15 protein-coding genes are annotated in these 19,566 nt (G+C 73.1%); 4 read left to right on the top strand and 11 right to left on the bottom strand.

Annotation, left to right across the window (positions count from 1 at the left end; translation table 11 throughout):
• Positions 1 to 5 precede the first annotated feature (5 nt).
• Positions 6 to 638, bottom strand: a complete 633-nt coding sequence (gene cofC / locus ID804_RS03345; RefSeq protein ID WP_317451148.1) for a 2-phospho-L-lactate guanylyltransferase — start codon at positions 636 to 638, stop codon at positions 6 to 8.
• Between the two features lie 8 nt (positions 639 to 646).
• Positions 647 to 3,199: an alpha-glucan family phosphorylase gene (glgP, locus tag ID804_RS03340; RefSeq protein ID WP_169077795.1), complete on the bottom strand. Its 2,553-nt coding sequence runs from the start codon at positions 3,197 to 3,199 to the stop codon at positions 647 to 649.
• A gap of 499 nt (positions 3,200 to 3,698) precedes the next feature.
• On the opposite strand from glgP, the gene ID804_RS03335 reads away from it, so the two are divergent.
• A complete protein-coding gene (locus ID804_RS03335) occupies positions 3,699 to 5,720 on the top strand; it encodes an alpha-1,4-glucan--maltose-1-phosphate maltosyltransferase (RefSeq protein WP_188219143.1) in 2,022 nt (673 codons plus the stop codon).
• On the top strand, positions 5,720 to 7,978 hold the full coding sequence (gene glgB / locus ID804_RS03330; RefSeq protein WP_223158892.1) for a 1,4-alpha-glucan branching protein GlgB: 2,259 nt from the start codon (positions 5,720 to 5,722) through the stop codon (positions 7,976 to 7,978). The genes ID804_RS03335 and glgB overlap by 1 nt, the downstream gene beginning before the upstream one ends.
• A 24-nt stretch (positions 7,979 to 8,002) precedes the next feature.
• On the opposite strand, the gene ID804_RS03325 is transcribed toward glgB, so the two are convergent.
• Both ID804_RS03325 and ID804_RS03320 read right to left on the bottom strand, forming a co-directional pair.
• The gene (locus tag ID804_RS03325) at positions 8,003 to 8,932 is read right to left on the bottom strand and encodes a co-chaperone YbbN (protein WP_188219142.1); all 930 of its coding nucleotides are present in this window, start codon (positions 8,930 to 8,932) and stop codon (positions 8,003 to 8,005) included.
• Positions 8,932 to 10,809 (bottom strand): DUF8094 domain-containing protein, encoded by a 1,878-nt coding sequence (locus ID804_RS03320; RefSeq protein WP_169077510.1) that lies wholly within the window; start codon positions 10,807 to 10,809, stop codon positions 8,932 to 8,934. Before ID804_RS03320 ends, ID804_RS03325 begins: the two co-directional genes overlap by 1 nt.
• Positions 10,810 to 11,073: 264 nt before the next feature.
• Here ID804_RS03320 and ID804_RS03315 point away from each other — a divergent pair, with 264 nt between their 5' ends.
• Together ID804_RS03315 and ID804_RS03310 are read left to right on the top strand one after the other, a co-directional pair.
• Entirely contained in the window at positions 11,074 to 13,497 is a 2,424-nt protein-coding gene (locus tag ID804_RS03315; protein ID WP_169077509.1) for a DivIVA domain-containing protein, read from the top strand.
• A gap of 77 nt (positions 13,498 to 13,574) precedes the next feature.
• Positions 13,575 to 14,636, top strand: coding sequence for an AI-2E family transporter (locus ID804_RS03310; RefSeq protein ID WP_169077508.1), 1,062 nt, complete (start codon positions 13,575 to 13,577; stop codon positions 14,634 to 14,636).
• Positions 14,637 to 14,672: 36 nt separating this feature from the next.
• Here ID804_RS03310 and ID804_RS03305 read toward each other — a convergent pair whose 3' ends face one another.
• The 7 genes from ID804_RS03305 to ID804_RS12405 are packed head-to-tail and all read right to left on the bottom strand — an operon-like array spanning position 14,673 to position 19,554.
• The gene (locus ID804_RS03305; RefSeq protein ID WP_188219141.1) at positions 14,673 to 15,392 is read right to left on the bottom strand and encodes an alpha/beta hydrolase; all 720 of its coding nucleotides are present in this window, start codon (positions 15,390 to 15,392) and stop codon (positions 14,673 to 14,675) included.
• A gap of 20 nt (positions 15,393 to 15,412) precedes the next feature.
• On the bottom strand, positions 15,413 to 15,715 hold the full coding sequence (locus ID804_RS03300) for a hypothetical protein (RefSeq protein ID WP_169077506.1): 303 nt from the start codon (positions 15,713 to 15,715) through the stop codon (positions 15,413 to 15,415).
• Positions 15,716 to 15,725: 10 nt separating this feature from the next.
• Positions 15,726 to 16,412, bottom strand: coding sequence for an aggregation-promoting factor C-terminal-like domain-containing protein (locus ID804_RS03295; protein ID WP_317451147.1), 687 nt, complete (start codon positions 16,410 to 16,412; stop codon positions 15,726 to 15,728).
• Positions 16,413 to 16,448: 36 nt separating this feature from the next.
• The gene (locus ID804_RS03290) at positions 16,449 to 17,036 is read right to left on the bottom strand and encodes a DivIVA domain-containing protein (RefSeq protein WP_169077505.1); all 588 of its coding nucleotides are present in this window, start codon (positions 17,034 to 17,036) and stop codon (positions 16,449 to 16,451) included.
• Entirely contained in the window at positions 17,033 to 18,049 is a 1,017-nt protein-coding gene (locus ID804_RS03285) for a phosphatidate cytidylyltransferase (protein ID WP_169077504.1), read from the bottom strand. Before ID804_RS03285 ends, ID804_RS03290 begins: the two co-directional genes overlap by 4 nt.
• Positions 18,050 to 18,604, bottom strand: coding sequence for a ribosome recycling factor (gene frr, locus ID804_RS03280; protein ID WP_169077503.1), 555 nt, complete (start codon positions 18,602 to 18,604; stop codon positions 18,050 to 18,052).
• 56 nt (positions 18,605 to 18,660) lie between these two features.
• On the bottom strand, positions 18,661 to 19,554 hold the full coding sequence (locus ID804_RS12405) for an EamA family transporter (protein ID WP_169077502.1): 894 nt from the start codon (positions 19,552 to 19,554) through the stop codon (positions 18,661 to 18,663).
• Positions 19,555 to 19,566: the final 12 nt, after the last annotated feature.

Raw genomic sequence — 19,566 nt, 5'->3', positions numbered from 1 at the left:
CCGCGTCAGGCCTCGAGCAGCGCGCGCGTGCGCGGGCCCAGGGCGAGGGATGCCGCGGCTCGCAGCTGCTCGAGCGTGTCCACGTCGCGCCGCAGACCCGACCCGGCCGGCAGCACGAGCTCGACGTACCCCGCCGCGCGGTGCCGCTCGGCGCTGCCCTCACCGAACGCTGGAACGTGCGGCGCCCCGGCCCGGGCAACGATGAGCGCCGTGCCCGAGCCCTCGGCGTCGGGCACGAACGCGCGCTCGTGACGCCCGGCCGCGGCGAGGGCGTCGTCGAGCTCCTCCGGCCGCAGCGCGGGCAGATCGCCGAGCAGCACCGCCGACGCGCCGCCCGACGGCAACGCCGCGAGCCCCACCGCGATCGCGGCGAGCAGCCCCTCGCCGGGGTCAGCCAGCACGCGCACCCCCGCGACCGGCTCCGGCAGGGCGCCCACCACGACAACGTCGCCGACGAGCGCCGCCGCCCGCGCCGCCGCCACCGTGTCGAGCGCGAAGGCCGCCGCGAGCGCGGCGCGGCGGTGCGGCTCGAGCGCCAGCCTGCTCTTGCCGCGAACGCCGCCCCGCACGGGGACGACGAGACCGACGGGGGCGGCGGCGTCAGGGGCATCCGCCCCCGACGCCGCCGCCGCGATCACGACCCGGCTCAGTGCGCGACGGCGACGAGCCCGAGCTCGGCCGGCGACGCCAGCAGCTCGTGGCGCGGCGTCACGCGCACGGTGTAGCCGAAGGGGCCCGAGCGGGCCAATCGCACGGTGCCCGCGAACACGGCGGGCTGGCCGAGCTCGTGGCTCGAGAGCTCCAGGCGCTGGCGCTGCACGTCCACGAGGTCGTCGCCGTTGCGGGCGCGGCCGTGCACGACCTCGACGAGCACGTCCTCCGGCGACAGCGCGCCGAGCTCGACGTAGGCGCGCACCTCGAGCTCGTCGCCGAGCTGCGGCGACTCCACGCCGCCCGACTCGACGTGCGTGACGGCGACGCGCGGCCACTCGGCGGTCACGCGCTGCTTCCACTCCGACAGGTGCTTCGCCGGCACGTGGCCCTGCTGCACGATGACGCGGTGAGCCTCGGCGGCCGGCACGTAGAGGCGCTCGACGTACTCGCGCACCATGCGGTCGGCCGAGAGCTCGGGCGAGAGCGTCGCGAGGGTGTGCCGGATGCTGCGCAGCCAGCGGCGCGGCAGCCCCTCCTCGTCGCGGTCGTAGAAGCGCGGCGCGACCTGGTGCTCGATGAGGTCGTACATCGCGTTCGCCTCGAGCTTGTCGCGCTCGGCGCCGTCACCGGCGGCATCGGCCGTCGGGATCGCCCAGCCGTTCTCGCCGTCGTAGTACTCGTTCCACCAGCCGTCGAGGATCGACAGGTTGAGCGAGCCGTTGAGCGCCGCCTTCATGCCCGAGGTGCCGCACGCCTCGAGCGGGCGCAGCGGGTTGTTGAGCCAGATGTCGGTACCCGGGTAGAGCACGCGCGCCATGGCGATGTCGTAGTTCGGCAGGAAGACGATGCGCTCGCGCAGCTCGGGCGCGCTCGCGAACTGCACGAGGCGCTGGATGAGCTGCTTGCCCGCGTCGTCGGCCGGGTGCGACTTGCCGGCGATGACGAGCTGCACGGGGCGCTCGGGGTCGGTGAGCAGGGCGCGCAGGCGCTCCTGGTCGTGGAGCATGAGCGTCAGACGCTTGTAGGTCGGCACGCGCCGCGCGAACCCGATCGTGAGCACGTCGGGGTCGAGCAGCGAGTCCATCCACGCGGGGGCCGCGATGCCGGGGTTCTCCTCCGCCCAGGCCGCCTTCACGCGGCAGCGGGCGTCCTGCACGAGCTGCTCGCGCATGGCGCGGCGCACCTCCCACAGGTCGGCGTCGCTGATCGCCGAGCCCGCCCAGTCGGCGGCGGTCGTGTCGAAGTGACCGAGGCGCTGGTGCACGAGGCCCGACATGAGCGGGTCGGTCCAGGTGGGGGCGTGCACGCCGTTCGTCACCGAGGTGATGGGCACGTCGGCCGCGTCGAAGCCCGGCCAGAGCTGCCCGAACATGCCGCGCGAGACCTCGCCGTGCAGCTTCGAGACGCCGTTGGCGCGCTGCGCGAGGCGCAGGCCCATCACGGCCATGTTGAACACGCCCGAGTCGCCGCCCTCGTAGTCCTCGGCGCCGAGCGCGAGCACGTCGGCGACGTCGACGCCCGGCAGCAGTCCGGTCGAGAAGTAGCGCTCCACGAGGCCGATGTCGAAGCGGTCGATGCCAGCCGGAACCGGGGTGTGAGTCGTGAAGAGCGTGCCGGCGCGCACCACTTGCAGCGCCTCGTCGAAGCTCAGGCCCTGCGCGATGAGGTCGCTGATGCGCTCGAGGCCGAGGAACCCGGCGTGGCCTTCGTTGGTGTGGAAGACCTCGGGGGCCGCGGTGCCGCTCACCTCGACGTAGTGCTTGATGGCGCGCACGCCGCCGACGCCGAGCAGCAGCTCCTGCAGCAGCCGGTGCTCGCCGCCGCCGCCGTAGAGGCGGTCGGTGACGCCGCGCAGCTCCTCCGGGTTCTCGTGGATGTCGGTGTCGAGCAGCAGCAGCACGACCCGGCCGACCGTCATCTGCCACACGCGCGCGTGCAGGGCCTGCCCGCCCGGCAGGGCGAGGGTCACGAGCACGGCGGCGCCGTCGGCGTCGCGCACGAGCTGCATGGGCAGGCCGTCGGGGTCGAGCACGGGGTAGCTCTCGCGCTGCCAGCCGTCGCGGTCGATCGCCTGCCGGAAGTAGCCGGCCTTGTAGAAGAGACCGACGCCGATGAGCGGCAGGCCGAGGTCGCTCGCGCTCTTGAGGTGGTCGCCGGCGAGGATGCCGAGGCCGCCGGAGTACTGAGGGATCGCCGAGGCGATGCCGAACTCGGGCGAGAAGTAGGCGATGCGGGCGGGGGCGCCCTGCAGCGACTGGTACCAGCGCGGCTCGCTGAGGTAGCGGCGCAAGTCGTCGCGCAGCGCCTCGGCCTCGGCGATGAAGCTCTCATCGTGGGCGAGGGCCTGAAGTCGCTCGGGATCGATGCCGCCGAGCAGGGCGATGGGGTCGTGCCCGAGCTCGTCCCAGCGCTGCGGGTCCATCCGCGCGAAGAGGCGTCGAGTGGGCTCGTGCCACGACCAGCGGAGGTTCGCGGCGAGGTCGCCGACGGCGGCGAGCGACTCGGGCAGCACGGTACGGACGGTGAATCGGCGGATCGCCTTCACGCTCATCACTCCTCGTCGCGGGCGGGGTGGTGACGCCCACGGAGGGACAGCCTAGGCGAGAGCAACTGGGCGGCCGCAACCGCGGCGCCGCCGGCGTGGAATCGGTTCCACCCCGTTCGCCCGCGAACGACCGCCGCGCGTCCCGACGACCGTCGATGCGGCCCCCAACGAGAAGCAGGACCGGTCCCCGCCTGAGGCGGGTCTCGGTCCTGCGGCTCATCCGCCGGATTCGGGTCCCGTCGGATTCGGGAGGGCCGCCGGCGACTTCGGGTCGACCGCTGGAGTTGCTCTCCCGTAGTGCCGAGAGTACGCTCCGGCGCCCTCTCTCCGACGGAGATGAACGCAATTCGCGTACCCCTGCCGGGGTACATTTCTGTCCCCCCTTCTGCTGACACTCGAGCGTGCCCGTGCGAGTCGCGCCGAGCATCCATCACCCACGACTGGGCGCGCCCTCAACATCCGCTGCCGTCAGAGCACCTCTCGGGGGTAGCGTCGAAGGGTGGCAGCGATCGAGCACTCCCCCTTCAGCCCCCGCATCGGCCGGATCCCCATCCGCCACCTCTCACCCCAGCAGCCCGAAGACCGGTGGCCGAGCAAGGCCTACGCCGGCGAGGTCGTGCCCTTCGCCGCGACGATCTTCCGCGAGGGTCACGATGTGCTCGGCGGCGACCTCGTGCTGCTCTCTCCCGACGGCGAGACCACCGAGCTGCCGCTCGAGATGCGCGTGAAGGGCACCGACCGCTGGCACGCCGAGGCCCTGCTCGAGCAGGAGGGCCTGTGGCGCTGGCAGATCCGCGCCTACACCGACGACTGGGCGACCTGGCACCACAACGCGACCGTGAAGATCGAGGCCGGCGTCGACGTCGACGTCATGCTGCTCGCCGGCGCGCAGCTGCTCGAGCGCGCCCGCGGCCTCGCCAAGGGCTCGCCCGACGCCCGAACCCTCGCGGATGCCCGCAAGGCCATGCAGAACACCAAGCAGACGCCCGCGGCCCGGCTCGCCGTCGCGAACGACGCCCGCGTCGTGGCAGCCCTGCAGCGCCACCGGCTCATGAGCCACGTCACGCTCAGCGCCGAGCAGCTGCTGCGCGTGGAGCGCAGCCGCGCGGGCGTCGGAAGCTGGTACGAGTTCTTCCCCCGCAGCGAGGGCGCCAAGCGCAAGAAGGACGGCTCGTGGGTCAGCGGCACGTTCCGCACCGCGACCCGGCGCCTGCCCGCCGTCGCCCAGATGGGCTTCGACGTGCTCTACCTGCCGCCGATCCACCCCATCGGCCGCGTCAACCGCAAGGGGCCGAACAACACCCTCACGCCGGGCCCGCACGACCCCGGCAGCCCGTGGGCCATCGGCGCGGCAGAGGGCGGTCACGACGCCATCCACCCCGACCTCGGCACGGTCGACGACTTCGTCGCCTTCCTCGGCGCCGCCCGCAAGAACGGCCTCGAGGTCGCCCTCGACCTCGCCCTGCAGTGCGCCCCCGACCACCCGTGGGTGCAGCAGCACCCCGAGTGGTTCACGACGCTGCCCGACGGCTCGATCGCGTACGCCGAGAACCCGCCGAAGAAGTACCAGGACATCTACCCGCTGAACTTCGACAACGACCCCGAGGGGCTGCGGCAGGAGATCCTGCGCGTCGTGCGGTACTGGATCGACCTCGGCGTCACGATCTTCCGCGTCGACAACCCGCACACCAAGCCGCTCGACTTCTGGGAGTGGCTGCTGCACGAGATCAACACCGAGCGGCCCGACATCGTCTTCCTCGCCGAGGCGTTCACGCGCCCGCCGATGATGCAGTCGCTCGCGGCGGTCGGCTTCCAGCAGTCGTACACGTACTTCACCTGGCGCAACACCAAGACCGAGCTCGAGGCCTACCTCACCGAGCTCAGCCACGAGACGAGCGCCTTCCTGCGCCCGAACCTCTTCGTCAACACCCCCGACATCCTCACCGAGTACCTGCAGTTCGGCGGCATTCCCGCGTACCGCATCCGCGCCGCGATCGCCGCGACGGCGAGCCCGACGTGGGGCGTCTACGCCGGCTACGAGCTCATCGAGAACGTCGCGCGGCCGGGCAGCGAAGAGAACATCGACAACGAGAAGTACGAGTACAAGCAGCGCGACTGGGCCGCGGCGGCGAAGAACGGCTCGACGATCGCCCCGTTCCTGACGCAGCTCAACACGATCCGGGCGCAGCACCCCGCGCTGCGGCAGCTGCGCAACCTGACGGTGCACTACAGCGACGACGACGCGATCCTGGTCTACTCGAAGGTGCTGCCCGGCCGCTTCGTACGCTCGGGTCGCACCGACGGCATCATCGTCGTCGCCAACGTCGACCCGCACTCGGTGCGCGAGACGACCGTGCACCTCGACCTGGCGGCGCTCGGCCTCGAGCCAGGCAGCACCTTCGACGTGAAAGACCTCCTCACGGGCGCGCGGTACCGCTGGGGCGCCCACAACTACGTGCGTCTCGACGCGTTCACCGAGCCCGTGCACATCCTCCGCATCGACTACCCGAAGGGCCTGTAATGGCGAACGAGAAGCAGACGCGCGCGCACGCCTCCGGCACCGCCGGCATGAGCGGGGATGCCGAGCCCACCGCCTCGACGCCCGTCGCGTCGTCGAGGCCCGCACCCCTGCATCCCGACCACCGCCGCGCGCTCGTCGAGGCTCGCCACCCCCGCCCGCACGACGCCCTGGGTCAGCACTTCGGCGACGAGGGCTGGGTCGTGCGCGTCGTGCGGCCGCTCGCCGCCACCGTCACGATCGTGCGGGCCGACGGCAGCGAGCACCCGCTCGCGCACGACGCCGACGGCCTCTGGCACGGTGTGCTGCCGGGCGGAGCCGACGAGGGTCAGGCCTACACGGTGCGCACCACCTACGACGGCGGCCCCGACTGGAACGCCGACGACCCCTACCGCTTCGTGCCGAGCGTCGGCGAGATCGACCTGCACCTGTGGGGCGAGGGCCGCCACGAGCAGCTCTGGCACTGGATGGGCGCCCACCGCAAGCAGCACGAGGGCGTCGATGGCACGGGCTTCGCCGTGTGGGCGCCGCACGCGCAGGCCGTGCGCGTCATCGGCGACTTCAACGGCTGGAACGGCGCCCTGCACGCCATGCGCCGCCTCGACGACAACGGCGTCTGGGAGCTCTTCGTGCCAGGCCTCGGGGCTGGCTCGACCTACAAGTTCGAGATCCTCGGCGCGAACGGCGCGTGGGTTACGCGCGCCGACCCGATGGCGCGCTACACCGAGACGCCGCCCGCCACCGCGTCGGTCGTGGGCGAGAGCCACTACACCTGGGGCGACGGCGAGTGGATGTCGCGGCGTGCCGCCGCGAACCCGCACGACGGCGCCATGAGCGTCTACGAGATGCACCTCGGCTCGTGGCGGCCCGGGCTCGGGTATCGCGACATCGCTGAGCCGCTCATCGCCTACGTCACCGAGCTGGGCTTCACGCACGTGGAGTTCATGCCGCTCGCCGAGCATCCGTACGGCCCCTCGTGGGGGTACCAGGTCACGGGCTACTTCGCGCCCACGTCGCGCTTCGGCAGCCCCGACGACCTGCGCTACCTCATCGACCGCCTGCACCAGGCCGGCATCGGCGTGATCATGGACTGGGTGCCGGCGCACTTCCCGAAGGACGAGTGGGCGCTCGGCCGCTTCGACGGCGAGGCGCTCTACGAGCACCCCGACCCGCGCCGCGGCGAGCACCCCGACTGGGGCACCTTCATCTTCGACTTCGGCCGCAGCCAGGTGCGCAACTTCCTCGTCGCCAACGCCCTGTACTGGCTCGAGGAGTTCCACATCGACGGCCTGCGCGTCGACGCCGTGGCGAGCATGCTCTACCTCGACTACTCGCGGCAGGAGGGGCAGTGGCTGCCCAACCAGCACGGCGGGCGCGAGAACCTCGAGGCGATCAGCTTCCTGCAGGAGGCCACGGCGACCGCGTACAAGCGCGTGCCGGGCATCGTCATGATCGCCGAGGAGTCGACCTCGTGGCCGGGCGTGACGCGCGCGACCTCCGAGGGCGGGCTCGGCTTCGGCATGAAGTGGAACATGGGGTGGATGCACGACACGCTGTCGTACTTCCAGCGCGACCCGATGTGGCGCTCGCACCACCACAACGAGATCACCTTCTCGTTCCTCTACGCCTTCAGCGAGAACTTCATGCTGCCCATCAGTCACGACGAGGTCGTGCACGGCAAGGGCTCCCTGCTGCACAAGATGCCCGGCGACCAGTGGCAGAAGCTCGCCAACGTGCGCGCCTACCTCGCCTTCATGTGGGCGCACCCCGGCAAGCAGCTGCTGTTCATGGGGCAGGAGTTCGGCCAGCCCAGCGAGTGGAGCGAGGAGCGCGGGCTCGACTGGTGGATCCTCGACCAGCCCGTGCACCGCGGCCTGCACTCGCTCGTCGCGCGCCTCAACGCCGTCTACCGCGCCACCCCTGCGCTGTGGCAGCTCGACAACTCACCCGAGGGCTTCTCGTGGCTCGAGGGCGGCGACGCCGGCAACAACGTCATCGCGTTCGAGCGTCGCGCCGCCGACGGCAGCCCGCTTGTCGGCGTGTTCAACTTCAGCGGCAACCCGGTCGGCCCCTACCGCCTGCCCCTGCCGCACGGCGGCACGTGGCGCGAGGTCGTCAACACCGATGCGCACGAGTACGGCGGATCGGGCGTCGGCAACCTCGGCGTCGTCACCGGCACCGACAGCCCGTGGGGCGGACGCCCGGCCTCGGCCGAGCTCACGCTGCCGCCGCTCGCCGGGCTCTGGCTCGCGCCGCAGTGACCTCGCGCCGCCCGGCGCCGCGGCTCAGTAGAGCAGAGCAGTGAGGCGCCGGCGCGCTGCGATCGTGCGCGGGTCCTCCGCGCCGACGATCTCGAAGTAGTCGAGCAGGCGCTGCCGCACGGCCCCGCGGCCGTCGGCGTCGAGGCTCGGGAAGACCTCGAGCAGGCGCCCGAACGCGTCCTCCACGTGGCCGCCGCTGAGGTCGAGGTCGGCGACGGCGAGCTGAGCATCCGCATCGGTCGGTCGCTCGGCCGCCGCGGAGCGGATCTCGGCCGCCACCGCGCCCTCGAGCCGCTGCAGCAGGCTCACCTGGGCGAGCCCGGCGACGGCGTCGGCGTCGCGCGGGTTCTGCGCGATCGCCGTGCGATAGGCGGATGCTGCGGTCGCGTAATCGCCGGCGGCGATCGCGTCGTAGGCCTCCTGATGCAGCGGCGGCAGCGGCTCCTCGGCCGGCTCAGCGGCGGCGTCGCCCGCATCGAGGCTGCCCGTCACGCCCTGCTGGGCCGCGAGCTCGAGCACCTGATCGAGCACCTGGCGCACCTCGGCCTCGCCGGGCATGCCGACGAACAGCTGCAGCGGTCGACCGCCGATCACGGCGGCGACGGCGGGCACCTGCTGCACCTGGAACGCCTGCGCGACCTGCGGCGCGCGGTTGCCGTCCACGGTCACGAGCGCGAGCCGGCCGCCGTACGCGGCCACGATCGGCTCGAGCGCGGGCTCGATGCCGGCTGCGTAGAACTCGACCACGACGGGCACGCGCTGCGAGAGCTCGAGGACCGCGCCGAAACTCGCGTCGTCGGCCTCGCGCGCGACGCCGCTGCCGGCGGCTCCGCTGGCCGACCCGCTCGACCCCTCAGCGGGGCGCGGCGCGGGCGGCGGCGCGCTCGCCTGCCGGACGAGACCGGAGAGGTCGACGGCGCCGCGCATCGCGGCGGGCAGGGAACGGGGATCCATCAGGGCACCTCCGACGCGGCGACGAGCCCCTGGGTGTAGCCGAGCAGCACCACGGGGTCGTCGGGGTTCTCGAGTGAGGGGACGTAGAACAGCAGCTGCACGCCGTACGTGGCGGTGATGCCGCGCTCGCTCGACTCGACGCCGGCGAGCGCCGCGACCGCGCCGCTGGCGTTGACGGCGGCGCCCGACTGCACGGGCGTCACCGTCTCGGTCTCGGTCAGGTAGCCGAGCACGAGTGCACCGGCGTCGAGGGTCGACATCGTGACCACCTCGGCGTCGCTCGCCGCGTTGGTGAAGTCGATCGCGGCCGTCGAGGGGATCGCGGCGCGACGCTCCTCCTTCTTCTCGAAGCCGATCTGCGTGCGCAGGCTGTCACCCTCGGCCTGGAAGAGCTCGAAGTTCGGGGCCCCGGCCTCGCCGAGCAGCAGCACCTCGGCGTACGACGGCACGATCGTCGCGGGCTGGATGGGGAGGAACGGGGTGTCGGGCGGCAGGAACGCCGTGCCCAGCGAGGCGGGCGGCACTTCGGGGAGCACGGCCTGCGGCTCGAGCGTGACGATGTAGCTCGCCTTGTACTGCTCGCGCGGGCTGGCCTGGGTGAGCACGAGGCCGACCGGCGCGACCGTCTCGTCGTCGGGGTTCGTCACGACGGCGAACACCTGGCGCGGCCAGATCTCGGTCTGCTGCGGCAGCACGAGGTCCACCGATCCGGTCGGGATCGCCGGCAGCGCGCCGATCTCGCCGTTGTTGGCGCGGGCCGCGTAGTTCGCCTGACGCAGTTCGAGCGCCGGGCCGGTCAGTCGCGAGGAGGCGAGGTCGCCGTTCGCGGCGGCGTCGGCCTCGGCCACCGTCGCCGCGACGCGCTCGACGACGCGCTCGGCCTGGCGGCCCGTGACCGCGACGTGCGGCAGCTCGGCCTCCGGCTCGTCGCTCGCGGTTGCGCTCGCGGCCTCCGTGGGCTCGGTCAGCACCGCACCGCTCGGCGAGCAGGCGCCGAGCAGGAGGGCTCCCGCAAGCCCGAGCGGCAGCAGAGCCACGCGTCGCGCCGCGCGGCGACCCTTCGCGCGGCCGAGCAACGTGCTCGACTTCGCGGGCCGGTAGCGCGAGGGCTTCGGCACGCGCGGCATCCGCGGGCCGCGCGAGCTCTTGCGGCGCGGGCCGCGCTGCTTGCGCATGTGCCACAGCGCCCAGATGAGCGCGAGCAGCCCGAGCAGCAGGGCGGCGAAGCCGCCGACTGTGAGCGGCGTCGCGAGCGGCGAGGTGACGTCGAGCGGCCAGGTGATCGAGAACTCCTGCGGCGCCGGCAGCGTGCCGTCGGAGACGATGAGCAGCGAGACGTCCTCCGGCACGTTGACGGTCAGGCCGAGCTCGCCGGCACCGTCGAACTCGCCGTACCAGAGGTCGCTGCCGAGCGGCGAGGGAACGGTCGACTCCGCGCCCGTGATCTCCTCGGTGACGAGCTCGCCCGCCTCCGCATCCCACGTGACGAGCGTGTAGCTCGACTCGCCGACCCAGCCGAGCACGTCGATCGTCGTGCCGTAGGCGGCGGCGATCGCATCCGTCTCACTCGCCGCGGCCTCCTCGGCCGACGCGGAGGCGCTCGGTGCGGGGCTCGGCGAGGCGCTCGGCGAGCCGGAGGGGGCCGCGCTCGGCTCGGGGGCGGGGCCGGCCTGCACGCCGCCGAGGATGGCGAGCGTCTGACGGCCGTCGAAGGCGTTGAGCGCCGAGCCGTCGACGACGGTCACCGGGGCGGTCGAGTCGAGCTCGACGGTCTCGGTGACGCGGTCGGCCTCGGCGAAGACGGTGCGCTCCGCGATGCCGAGCCCGATGCCGACGAAGGCGACGACGAACAGCACGATCGCGATGATGAATCGCACGGGTTCACTCCTCTCATGCTGGCCCGGCGCGCTCGCTCGCGCGCGTCCCGACCGTCCGCTGCGGGCGGCGGTCGCGCACCCTCAAGCAACGGATCTCGGACGGAGCACCCGGGTTCGGGGGCTCCGGCCAGCAGAACAAAGACGTTCCAGCTTAGCGGAAGCCGGCTCACGTGCCCCGCTCCGGCCCAGCCGACGCCCAGGAGGGGGTTCTCGACGTGACGGATACACTCGAACCCGTTCGCCTTTCGGACAGGGAGACCACACGTGGCAGCGATCGACAGCGACTTCGGCACCGAGATGCGCGGCTACAAGCGTGACGAGGTCGACAAGGCGATCCAGGAGCTGCGGCGCGACGTCATCAAGGCCAACAGCGACCGTGCCGAGACGGCGAAGGAGCTCAAGCGCCTCCAGGCCGTCGTCGACGACCTCCAGGCCGAGCTCGACGAGGTCGGTCGCCCCACCTACGCCGGGCTGGGCACCAAGCTCGAGCAGACGCTGCGGCTCGCCGAGGAGCAGTCGACCCGACTCATCAGCCAGGCCGACATCGACGCCGAGCGCGTGCGCACCGCCGCGCAGGCCGACGTCGAGCGGCTGCAGGCCGAGGCCGCCGAGCGCGTCGAGCAGCTCGTGGCCGAGGCGGCGCAGCGCGCCGCCGCGACCATGGAGAACGCCACGCGCGCCGCCGAGGAGACCCTCGAGCGCGCCCGCGACGACGCCGACCAGCTCGTGCAGGAGGCGACGCGCGAGGCCGCGACGATCCGCGGTGCCGTCGCCACCGAGGCCGCCGAGGCGCGCGCCATGGCCAAGCGCGAGGCCGCCGCGCTGCGCGCCGAGGCCGAGCGCGACGCCGCCGAGCTGCGCGTCGTCGCCGACCGCGAGGCCGCCGAGGCCCGCGCGGCCGCGGCCGAGCTCGCCCGCGAGACCGCGGAGGAGCGCGCGCGCTTCGAGAGCGAGAGCGCCACCCTGCGCGCCCAGCTCGCCGCCGACATCGAGGCGGGGCGCGCCGAGCTCGAGCACGAGCTCACGACCGCACGGGCGAGCACCGAGAGCGAGCTGGCCCGCGCACGATCCGAGTGGGAGGCGGAGGAGGCGCAGCGTCGCGCCGCCGTCGAGTCGCTCGAGTCGACGACCCGCCGCACCGTCGACGAGCTGCAGGAGAGCTCGCGCGCGGCGCTGGAGGCGGAGCTGACGACGGCGCGCGCCGACCTCCGCGCCGAGCTCGAGGCGGCGCGCTCCGAGGCCGACCGCTACGTCGCTCAGGTGCGCGGCGACGCCGACGCCTACGCCGAGCAGGTGCGCGGCGAGATCGACGCCTACGCCGAGCGCACTCGCACCGCCGCCGACGCGTACTCCGTCGAGATCCGCTCCGCCGCCGACGCGCACGGCGCGAGCGTGCGTGCCGAGGCCGAGGCTCGCGCGGCCGAGCTGCGGACGACCGCCGAGACCGATGCCACCCAGGCGCGCGACGCCGCCGACGCGTACGCGCGCACGACCCGGCAGGAGGCCGACGCCGCCGCCGCCGAGGCCCGCGCTGCCGCCGCGGCCGACGCCGAGCAGCTGCGCGGCGAGGCGAAGGCCGACGCGCTCGCCCTGCGCGCGACCGCGAAGGCGGAGGTCGACGAGCTGCGCGCCACCGCGAAGGCCGAGACCGACGAGCTCCGTCGCGCCGCCGAGGCGGCCGCGCTCGAGACGCGCACCGCGGCCGAGAGCTACGCCTTCGACCTGCGCGCCGAGACCGACGCCTACGCGGCCGACGTGCGAGCATCCGCCGATGCGTACGCGACCCAGCAGCGCACCGAGGTGGAGGCCGCGCTCGACGAGCAGCGCAGCGCCCTCGAGTCGCGCTCGAGCGAGGCCGCGGCCGCGCTCGAGCGCGAGCGCAGCACCACCCGCGCGGACCTCGAGCGCGAGCTGACGACCGCGCGCAGCGCCCTGTCGCAGGAGCTCGCGGCCGCGCGGTCCGAGCTCGAGCGCGAGCGCACCACGACGCGCGCCGCGCTCGAGGCCGAGCTCGCCGAGCGCCGCGGCGAGGCCGAGCGCGCCGAGGCCGCGGCCCGCGGCGCCCTCGACGCCGAGATCGCCGAGCGCCTCGCCGCGCTCGAAGCCGACGAGACCGCGCGCCGCGCGCGGCTCGCCAAGGCCGAGAGCGACCAGGAGCGCCGCCTCGCCGACGAGGCCGCGAAGGCACGGGCCACCCTCGCCCGCGAGATCGACGAGCAGCGCGCGACCCTCGAGCGCGCCGCCGAGCAGGCGCGCGTCGACCTCGACGTCGAGCTCGCGGCCCGCCGCGACGAGGCCGAGCGCGACTACCTCGGCCGCCAGCAGGAGGCCAGCCTGCAGACCCAGAAGTACCTCGACGAGGCCACCGCGCAGCTCTCTGCGGCGCAGCAGGCCGCGGCGGAGGCCCGCGCCGAGGCGGAGCGCCTCACGCGCGAGGCCCGGGCCGAGGCCGACGAGCTGCGCGCGAGCTCCGACGCCACCGCGCGCGAGGTGCTCACCAACGCCGAGCAGCGCGCCGCAGCCATGCTCGCCGAGGCGGAGCAGCGCACGAGCGCCCTCGTCTCCGAGGCCGAGGAGCGCCTGGCCCGTCTGCGCGTCGAGCGCGACGCCGTGGCGGGCTACCTCGAGGGGCTGCGCGGGGTACTGTCGCAGGCAGAGAGGATCTCGGGCTCGATCAGCGACGAGTGAGCAGGCCGGGTGCCTCTCGGCGCGCGATCCGCGACGGAGGCGCGCGAGCATCCGCCCCCTGACGAGAGGTCGCCCGCGTGAAGATCCAGAACGCCTTCCGCTTCGGGCTCTTCGGCGGCCTCGGCGTGCTCGTCGCGCTGCTCATCGGCGGCGCGATCACCTCGCTCGCGACGATCATCACCTACATCGGCGCGGCACTCTTCATCGCGCTCGGCCTCGACCCCATCGTCTCGTGGCTCGAGGCGCGCAAGTGGCCGCGCTGGGCCGCCATCGTCACCGTGCTGGCCGGCGTGCTCGGCATCTTCACCGGCCTGATCTTCGCGATCGTGCCCGTCATCGTGGAGCAGGTTACGCGCCTCATCCAGCAGGTCACCGATCTGCTGGGCTCGGTGCGCTCGCTCGATGAGCTCATCGCGACCCTGCAGACCTTCGTGCCCGTCGAGTTGCTGAACGTGCAGGAGGCCGTCGACGCGGGGATCGCCTTCGTCAGCGACCCCGCGAACCTCGCCGAGATCGGCGGCGGCGTGCTCGGGGTGGGCATCGGCATCGCCTCCGGCGTGTTCGGCGGGCTCATCATCCTCATCCTCACCCTGTACTTCGTCGCCTCGCTGTCGAGCATGAAGCACGCCCTCTACCGACTCGTGCCGGCGTCGCGCCGCACGACGTTCGTCGGCATCGCCGAGCAGGTCTCCTCCGCGGTCGGCCGCTACGTCGTCGGGCAGGCGAGCCTCGCGCTCGTCAACGGCGTGCTGAGCTTCGTGTTCCTGTCGATCATCGGCGCCGAGTACCCCGCGCTGTTCGCCTTCGTAGCCTTCCTGTTCTCCCTCGTGCCGCTCGTCGGAACGCTCTCCGGCTCGGTGCTCATCGTGCTGACCCAGCTCGTGGCGAACCCCGAGTCGATGTCGACCGTCATCGCCGCGGGCGTCTACTACCTGATCTACATGCAGGTCGAGGCGTACGTGCTGAGCCCCAACATCATGAACCGGGCGGTCAAGGTGCCCGGCGCGGTCGTCGTCATCGCCGCCCTCGTCGGCGGCACGCTGCTCGGCGTGCTCGGCGCGCTCATCGCCATCCCCGTCGCGGCCTCGGTGCTGCTCATCATCGACCAGGTCGTCGTGCCGCGGCAGGAGCGGCTGTAGCGCCTCACCGAATCGTCGGCGAGGCGCGCGGCGGCGCTACGCCCCCGGCCAGGTCGTCGGCAGCGGCAGCGCCGCGGGGTTCAGCCGCTCGACCACCTCGGTGAGCACGCGGAAGGTCTGGTTCTCGCCCACCCACAGGTGCTTGCCGCCCTCGACCGCGACAAGCTCGCGCTCGGGCACGAGCGCGAAGCGCTGCTCGGCCTCGGCCGGCCGCAGGTAGTCGTCGAGCTCGGGCACGACCACCACGAGGCGCTTGCCGCTGCCCGCCCACGCCGCCAGCTCGTCGTCGCTCGTGCGGTGCAGCGGCGGCGACAGGAGGATGGCGCCCACGACGTCGTGCGCGAGCCCGTGCTTGAGGGCGACCTCGGTGCCGAACGACCAGCCAAGCAACCAGCGGTTCGGCAGGCCGCGCTGCTCGGCGAAGCGCACGGCCGCCGCGAGGTCGAAGCGCTCGGCATCGCCGTGGCCGAACGAGCCCTCGGACGTGCCGCGCGGGCTCGTCACGCCGCGGAAGTTGAAGCGCAGCACGGCGAGATCGGCGAGCGCCGGCAGGCGAGCCGCGGCCTTGCGGATGATGTGCGAATCCATGAATCCGCCCGCGGTCGGCAGCGGATGCAGGCAGATGAGCGTCGCCACGGGGTCGCGCTCGAGCGGCAGGCTCAGCTCGCCGACGAGCGTGAGTCCGTCATCCGTCGACAGCTCGATGTTCTCGCGTCGGGCGGGCAGCAGGGAGCCGCCGCGGATCAGATCGGTCACCGCACCATCCTCCCCCACGCTCACGGCGCGATGCGCCAGCAGTGCTCGTGCCAGTGACGACGATCGGCCAGGTCGGCCTGCTCACCGAGCAGCCCGTCGGCACGCCACGCGACCAGGTGCGCGACGCCCGGCACCACCTCGCCGCGGCAGCCGGGGCAGACGTACGACTTCACGGCGCCGGCAGCGGTCACCGGCTGCACGTTCCACTGGCCGGAGCGCTTGGACTCCACGCGCTTCAGGCCTCGGCGCAGGCGGTCGAGGTCGAGGGCGTCGTCGTCGGGCTCGGCCGCACGCCGATGCCGCGGCCGGTTCGAGCGGGGCACGCGGCGCCCGCTAGTACCAGCCGACCGACTGGCTGTGCGCCCAGGCCCCGCACGGCGTGCCGTAGCGGGCCTGGATGTAGCCGAGACCCCAGGTGATCTGGGTCGCCGGGTTGGTCTGCCAGTCGGCACCCGCCGTCGCCATCTTCGTGCCAGGCAGCGCCTGCGGGATGCCGTAGGCGCCCGAGCTGCGGTTCATCGCGTAGACGTTCCAGCCGGACTCCTTGTTCCAGAGCGCGACGAGGCAGTCGAACTCGGCCGAGCCCCAGCCGCGCGCGGCGACCATGTCGGCCGCGATCGCCTGAGCCGTGCCCGGATCGGGGGTGCCGGCGACCGGGGCGAACCCGGCCGCCGCGGGCGCGGGCTCCGGCTCGGGCTCGGGCTCGACGATCTCGTAGCTCGCGACGCTGGCTGCGATGGAGTGCTCGGCCGTGGCCGTGAACTCCTGCCCCACGATGGGGGCGCCGGGCGCCATCGCCTCGATCGCCGCGGCGGGCGTCGAGGTGTCGGAGATCGACACGAGCGCGAGCGAGACCACCGCGATCGAGCTGAAGATCGGGAGCGACCACGGGGAGCGCACGTGGCGCTCCGGCAATTGGGGTCGGCTGGCGGAGGCCCCGCCGCGTCGGCTCGACGGGCCCGAGAAGGGGCTCCTGGCCGGCGGTGCGAGGCGCGTCTTCTGCGCTGCATGCTTACCCACGATCTCGCCAGTCTACCCGAGACCGGATCGTGATGTTCAGCGGACGGCCAGCATCACCCGGATGACCGCGTCGAGCACCACGTCGACCTGGGTCTCGTCGTACCCGCCGAAGCGGCTGCGGAAGGCGATCGTGCGCACCGCGTCGACCGTGAGCGGGTCGCCATCCTGGAAGTACCGCGACACCCGCGCGGTGAACGCGTCGACGTCAGCCGGGTGGTAGCCGCGGGCGAGGGCGCTCGCCCGGCGGAAGCGGCGGCCCTCGGGCCTCGCGAGCCGGTCGACGATCTCCTGGGCGATCTCGCGCGTCTCGCGGTAGAACGCCTCCTCGCCGCGCTCGGCGATCGCGCGGTCGCGCTCGCGCGCGGCGAAGGCCTCCTCGAGGCGCTCGAGCGCAGCATCCACGTGCCGCACCGAGTAGCCCTCGCGGCGCACCACGCGGAACGCCGTGTGGCGGATGTCGTCGCTCGTGAGGCCGCCGCCGTCGAGGGTGGCGTACGCGCGCCGGGCATCCGCCAAGAAGGTCTCGACCTCGTCGACGTCGTAGCCCGGCTTGCCCTTGCGGGCCATCGGGAAGGTCGCGCTCACCCCAGTATTCTGCCCGACCGCGACCGACGCGGCCGTCATGCCAGGAGCGTGAACAGCACGTACGCGACGATCGTCGACGGCAGGATCGAATCCAGCCGGTCGAGGAAGCCGCCGTGGCCCGGCAGCCACGTGGAGATGTCCTTGATGCCGAGGTCGCGCTTGATGAGCGACTCGGTGAGGTCGCCGAGCGTGGCGGTGCCCACGAGCGCGAGACCGAGCACCACGCCGACCCACCACTCCTCGCCAAGCATGAGCCACGCCAGCAGCACGCCCGCGACGAGGGCGGCGACCACCGAGCCAGCGAAGCCCTCCCACGTCTTCTTGGGGCTGATGCGCGGCGCCATCGGGTGCTTGCCGAACGACAGGCCCGAGACGTAGGCGCCCGTGTCGATCGAGATGACGACGATGAGGTACGCCAGGGTCCACCACTGGCCGCCCTCCTCCGCCGTCATGACGATCGCGAAGCCGCCCAGCAGCGCCACGTACGCGAGCACGAAGACGCCGGCACCCAGGTCGACCGGCAGCGAGACGCCCGGTCGGCGCATCGAGGGCCGCACCGACTCCGCCAGGCGCCACAGGCTCACGAACACCGCGCCCGCCAGGAACGACCACCACAGCCCCTCGGCCCCGAGATAGAAGGCGGAGGGCACGACCGCGAGGGAGGCGATCACGAGGGGGATGCGCGGGATGTCGCGGCCCGCGAACCGCAGCGCGCTCGCGAGCTCGTAGACGGTGAAGACCATGAGCGCCGCGCCGAAGACCATGAACAGCTCTTTGACGACGATGAGGCTGAACAGCAGCGACAGCCCCAGCACGAGGCCGAAGAAGATGGCCTTGGGCAGGTTGCGGCCGGCACGAGCCTCGATGCGAGCATCCATCTCGCGGGCTCGCGCCTCGAGGTCGGCGAGCGCCACCTCGACGTCGTGGATCTTCGCCTCGACGTCGGCGCGCGCGACGGCGCCGCGACGACGGCGGGCCGCTCCCGCGGGCGCGGGGGCGGCGGGGGTCGAGGGGCTCGCGGCGTCGGGAGCGCCCGAAGAGGAGTCGGTCATCTAGACCTCGAGCAGCTCGGCTTCCTTCTTCTTCAGCGCCTCGTCGACCGCATCGGTGTGGCGCTTGGTGAGGGCCTCGAGCTCCTTCTCGGCGCGCGCGACCTCGTCGTCGCCGACCTCGCTCTTGAGCTTGTCCAGGTCCTCCTTCGCCTTGCGGCGAATGTTGCGGATCGCGACCTTGGCGTCCTCCGCCTTGCCCTTGACGATCTTCACGTACTCCTTGCGGCGGTCCTCCGTGAGCTCGGGCATCGTCACGCGGATGATCGTGCCGTCGTTGCTCGGGTTCGCGCCGAGGTTCGGGAAGTTGACGATCGCCTTCTCGATCTCCTTCAGGGCGCTCTTGTCGTAGGGCGTCACGACGAGGGTGCGGGCATCCTGGTTCTGCAGGCTCGCGAGCTGGCCGAGCGGCGTCGGCGTGCCGTAGTAGTCGACCATGATCTTCTGGAAGAGCTGCGGGTTCGCGCGGCCCGTGCGCACGGTCGCGTAGTCCTCCTTCGCGACCTCGACGGCCTTCGTCATCTTGTCGGTGGCTTCGGCGAGAACATCGGTGATCACGGCAACTCCTTCGTGGGTCGGTGTCGAGTGTAGTGGGCGGGGGCCCGGCGACGGCCTCACCCGACCGCGAGCAGCGCCACCCCGGCGAGCACGATCGCGCTGCCGACGAGGCGCTGCGCCGGGTGCGGCTCGCGCAGCAGCAGCCAGCCGGCGAGGGCGACGAGCACGACGCTCGCCTCCCGCGCCGGAGCGACGATCGCGACCGGCGCCAGCTCGTAGGCTGCGAGCACGAGCACGTAGGCGAGCGGCGAGAGGATGCCCACCGCGAGCACCGCAGGCAGGTGGCGGCGGGCGGTCGCCGCCGCCGATCGCGGCCTCGCCGCCAGCCACGGCCCCAGCACGAGCAGCTGCACCACGAGACTGCCCCAGAACCAGGCGACCGGCTCGAGCCCGAGCCGCGTCACCGCCACCGCGTCCAGGAGCGTGTAGCCGGCGATGACGACGCCGACGGCCGCGCCGAGCGCGACGCCGCGGGCGAGGCGGGGCCGGCCACGGGCATCCGCCGCATCGCCGCTGCGCGGCGCGCCCGGCGCGCGGGCGCCCACGAGACCGATGACGACGACGCCGGTGACGACGACCGCGGCACCGACGAGGGCGAGCGCGCCGGGACGCTCACCCAGCACGACGACGGCCGCGACGACGCTCAGCAGCGGGCCGGTGCCCCGGGCCGCCGGGTATACGACGGAGACGTCGGCCGCCCGGTACGCGCGCTGCAGCAGCAGGAAGTAGCCGCTGTGCAGGGCTCCGCTCAGCAGCAGCGGTGCGACGAGCCAGGGCCGCTCGACGACGGCAGCGGCGAGCGGCGCAGCGCCGAGCGGGGCGAGCACCGCGACGGAGACGACGACCGTGAGCGCCAGGAACCGCACGCCGCCGGCGGGCGTCGCCTTGAGCACGAGGTTCCAGGCGGCGTGCGCGACGGCGCCGCCCGCGATGAGCAGGGCGGCGAGCACGCGGGGCGCCGG

It is taken from the genome of Microcella alkalica, from assembly GCF_014595885.1.
Lineage (GTDB): Bacteria > Actinomycetota > Actinomycetes > Actinomycetales > Microbacteriaceae > Microcella > Microcella alkaliphila_B.
The sequence above is the reverse complement of the archived record's forward strand: the minus strand, read 5'-3'. Positions and strand labels throughout refer to the sequence as shown.

Excerpts from the sequence above, each read along its gene's own strand:
- glgB (WP_223158892.1), top strand. The coding sequence starts at position 5,720 with ATGGCGAACGAGAAGCAGACGCGCGCGCACGCCTCCGGCACCGCCGGC.
- ID804_RS03325 (WP_188219142.1), bottom strand. The coding sequence starts at position 8,932 with ATGGATCCCCGTTCCCTGCCCGCCGCGATGCGCGGCGCCGTCGACCTC.
- ID804_RS03290 (WP_169077505.1), bottom strand. The coding sequence starts at position 17,036 with ATGACGGCCGCGTCGGTCGCGGTCGGGCAGAATACTGGGGTGAGCGCG.
- ID804_RS03285 (WP_169077504.1), bottom strand. The coding sequence starts at position 18,049 with ATGACCGACTCCTCTTCGGGCGCTCCCGACGCCGCGAGCCCCTCGACC.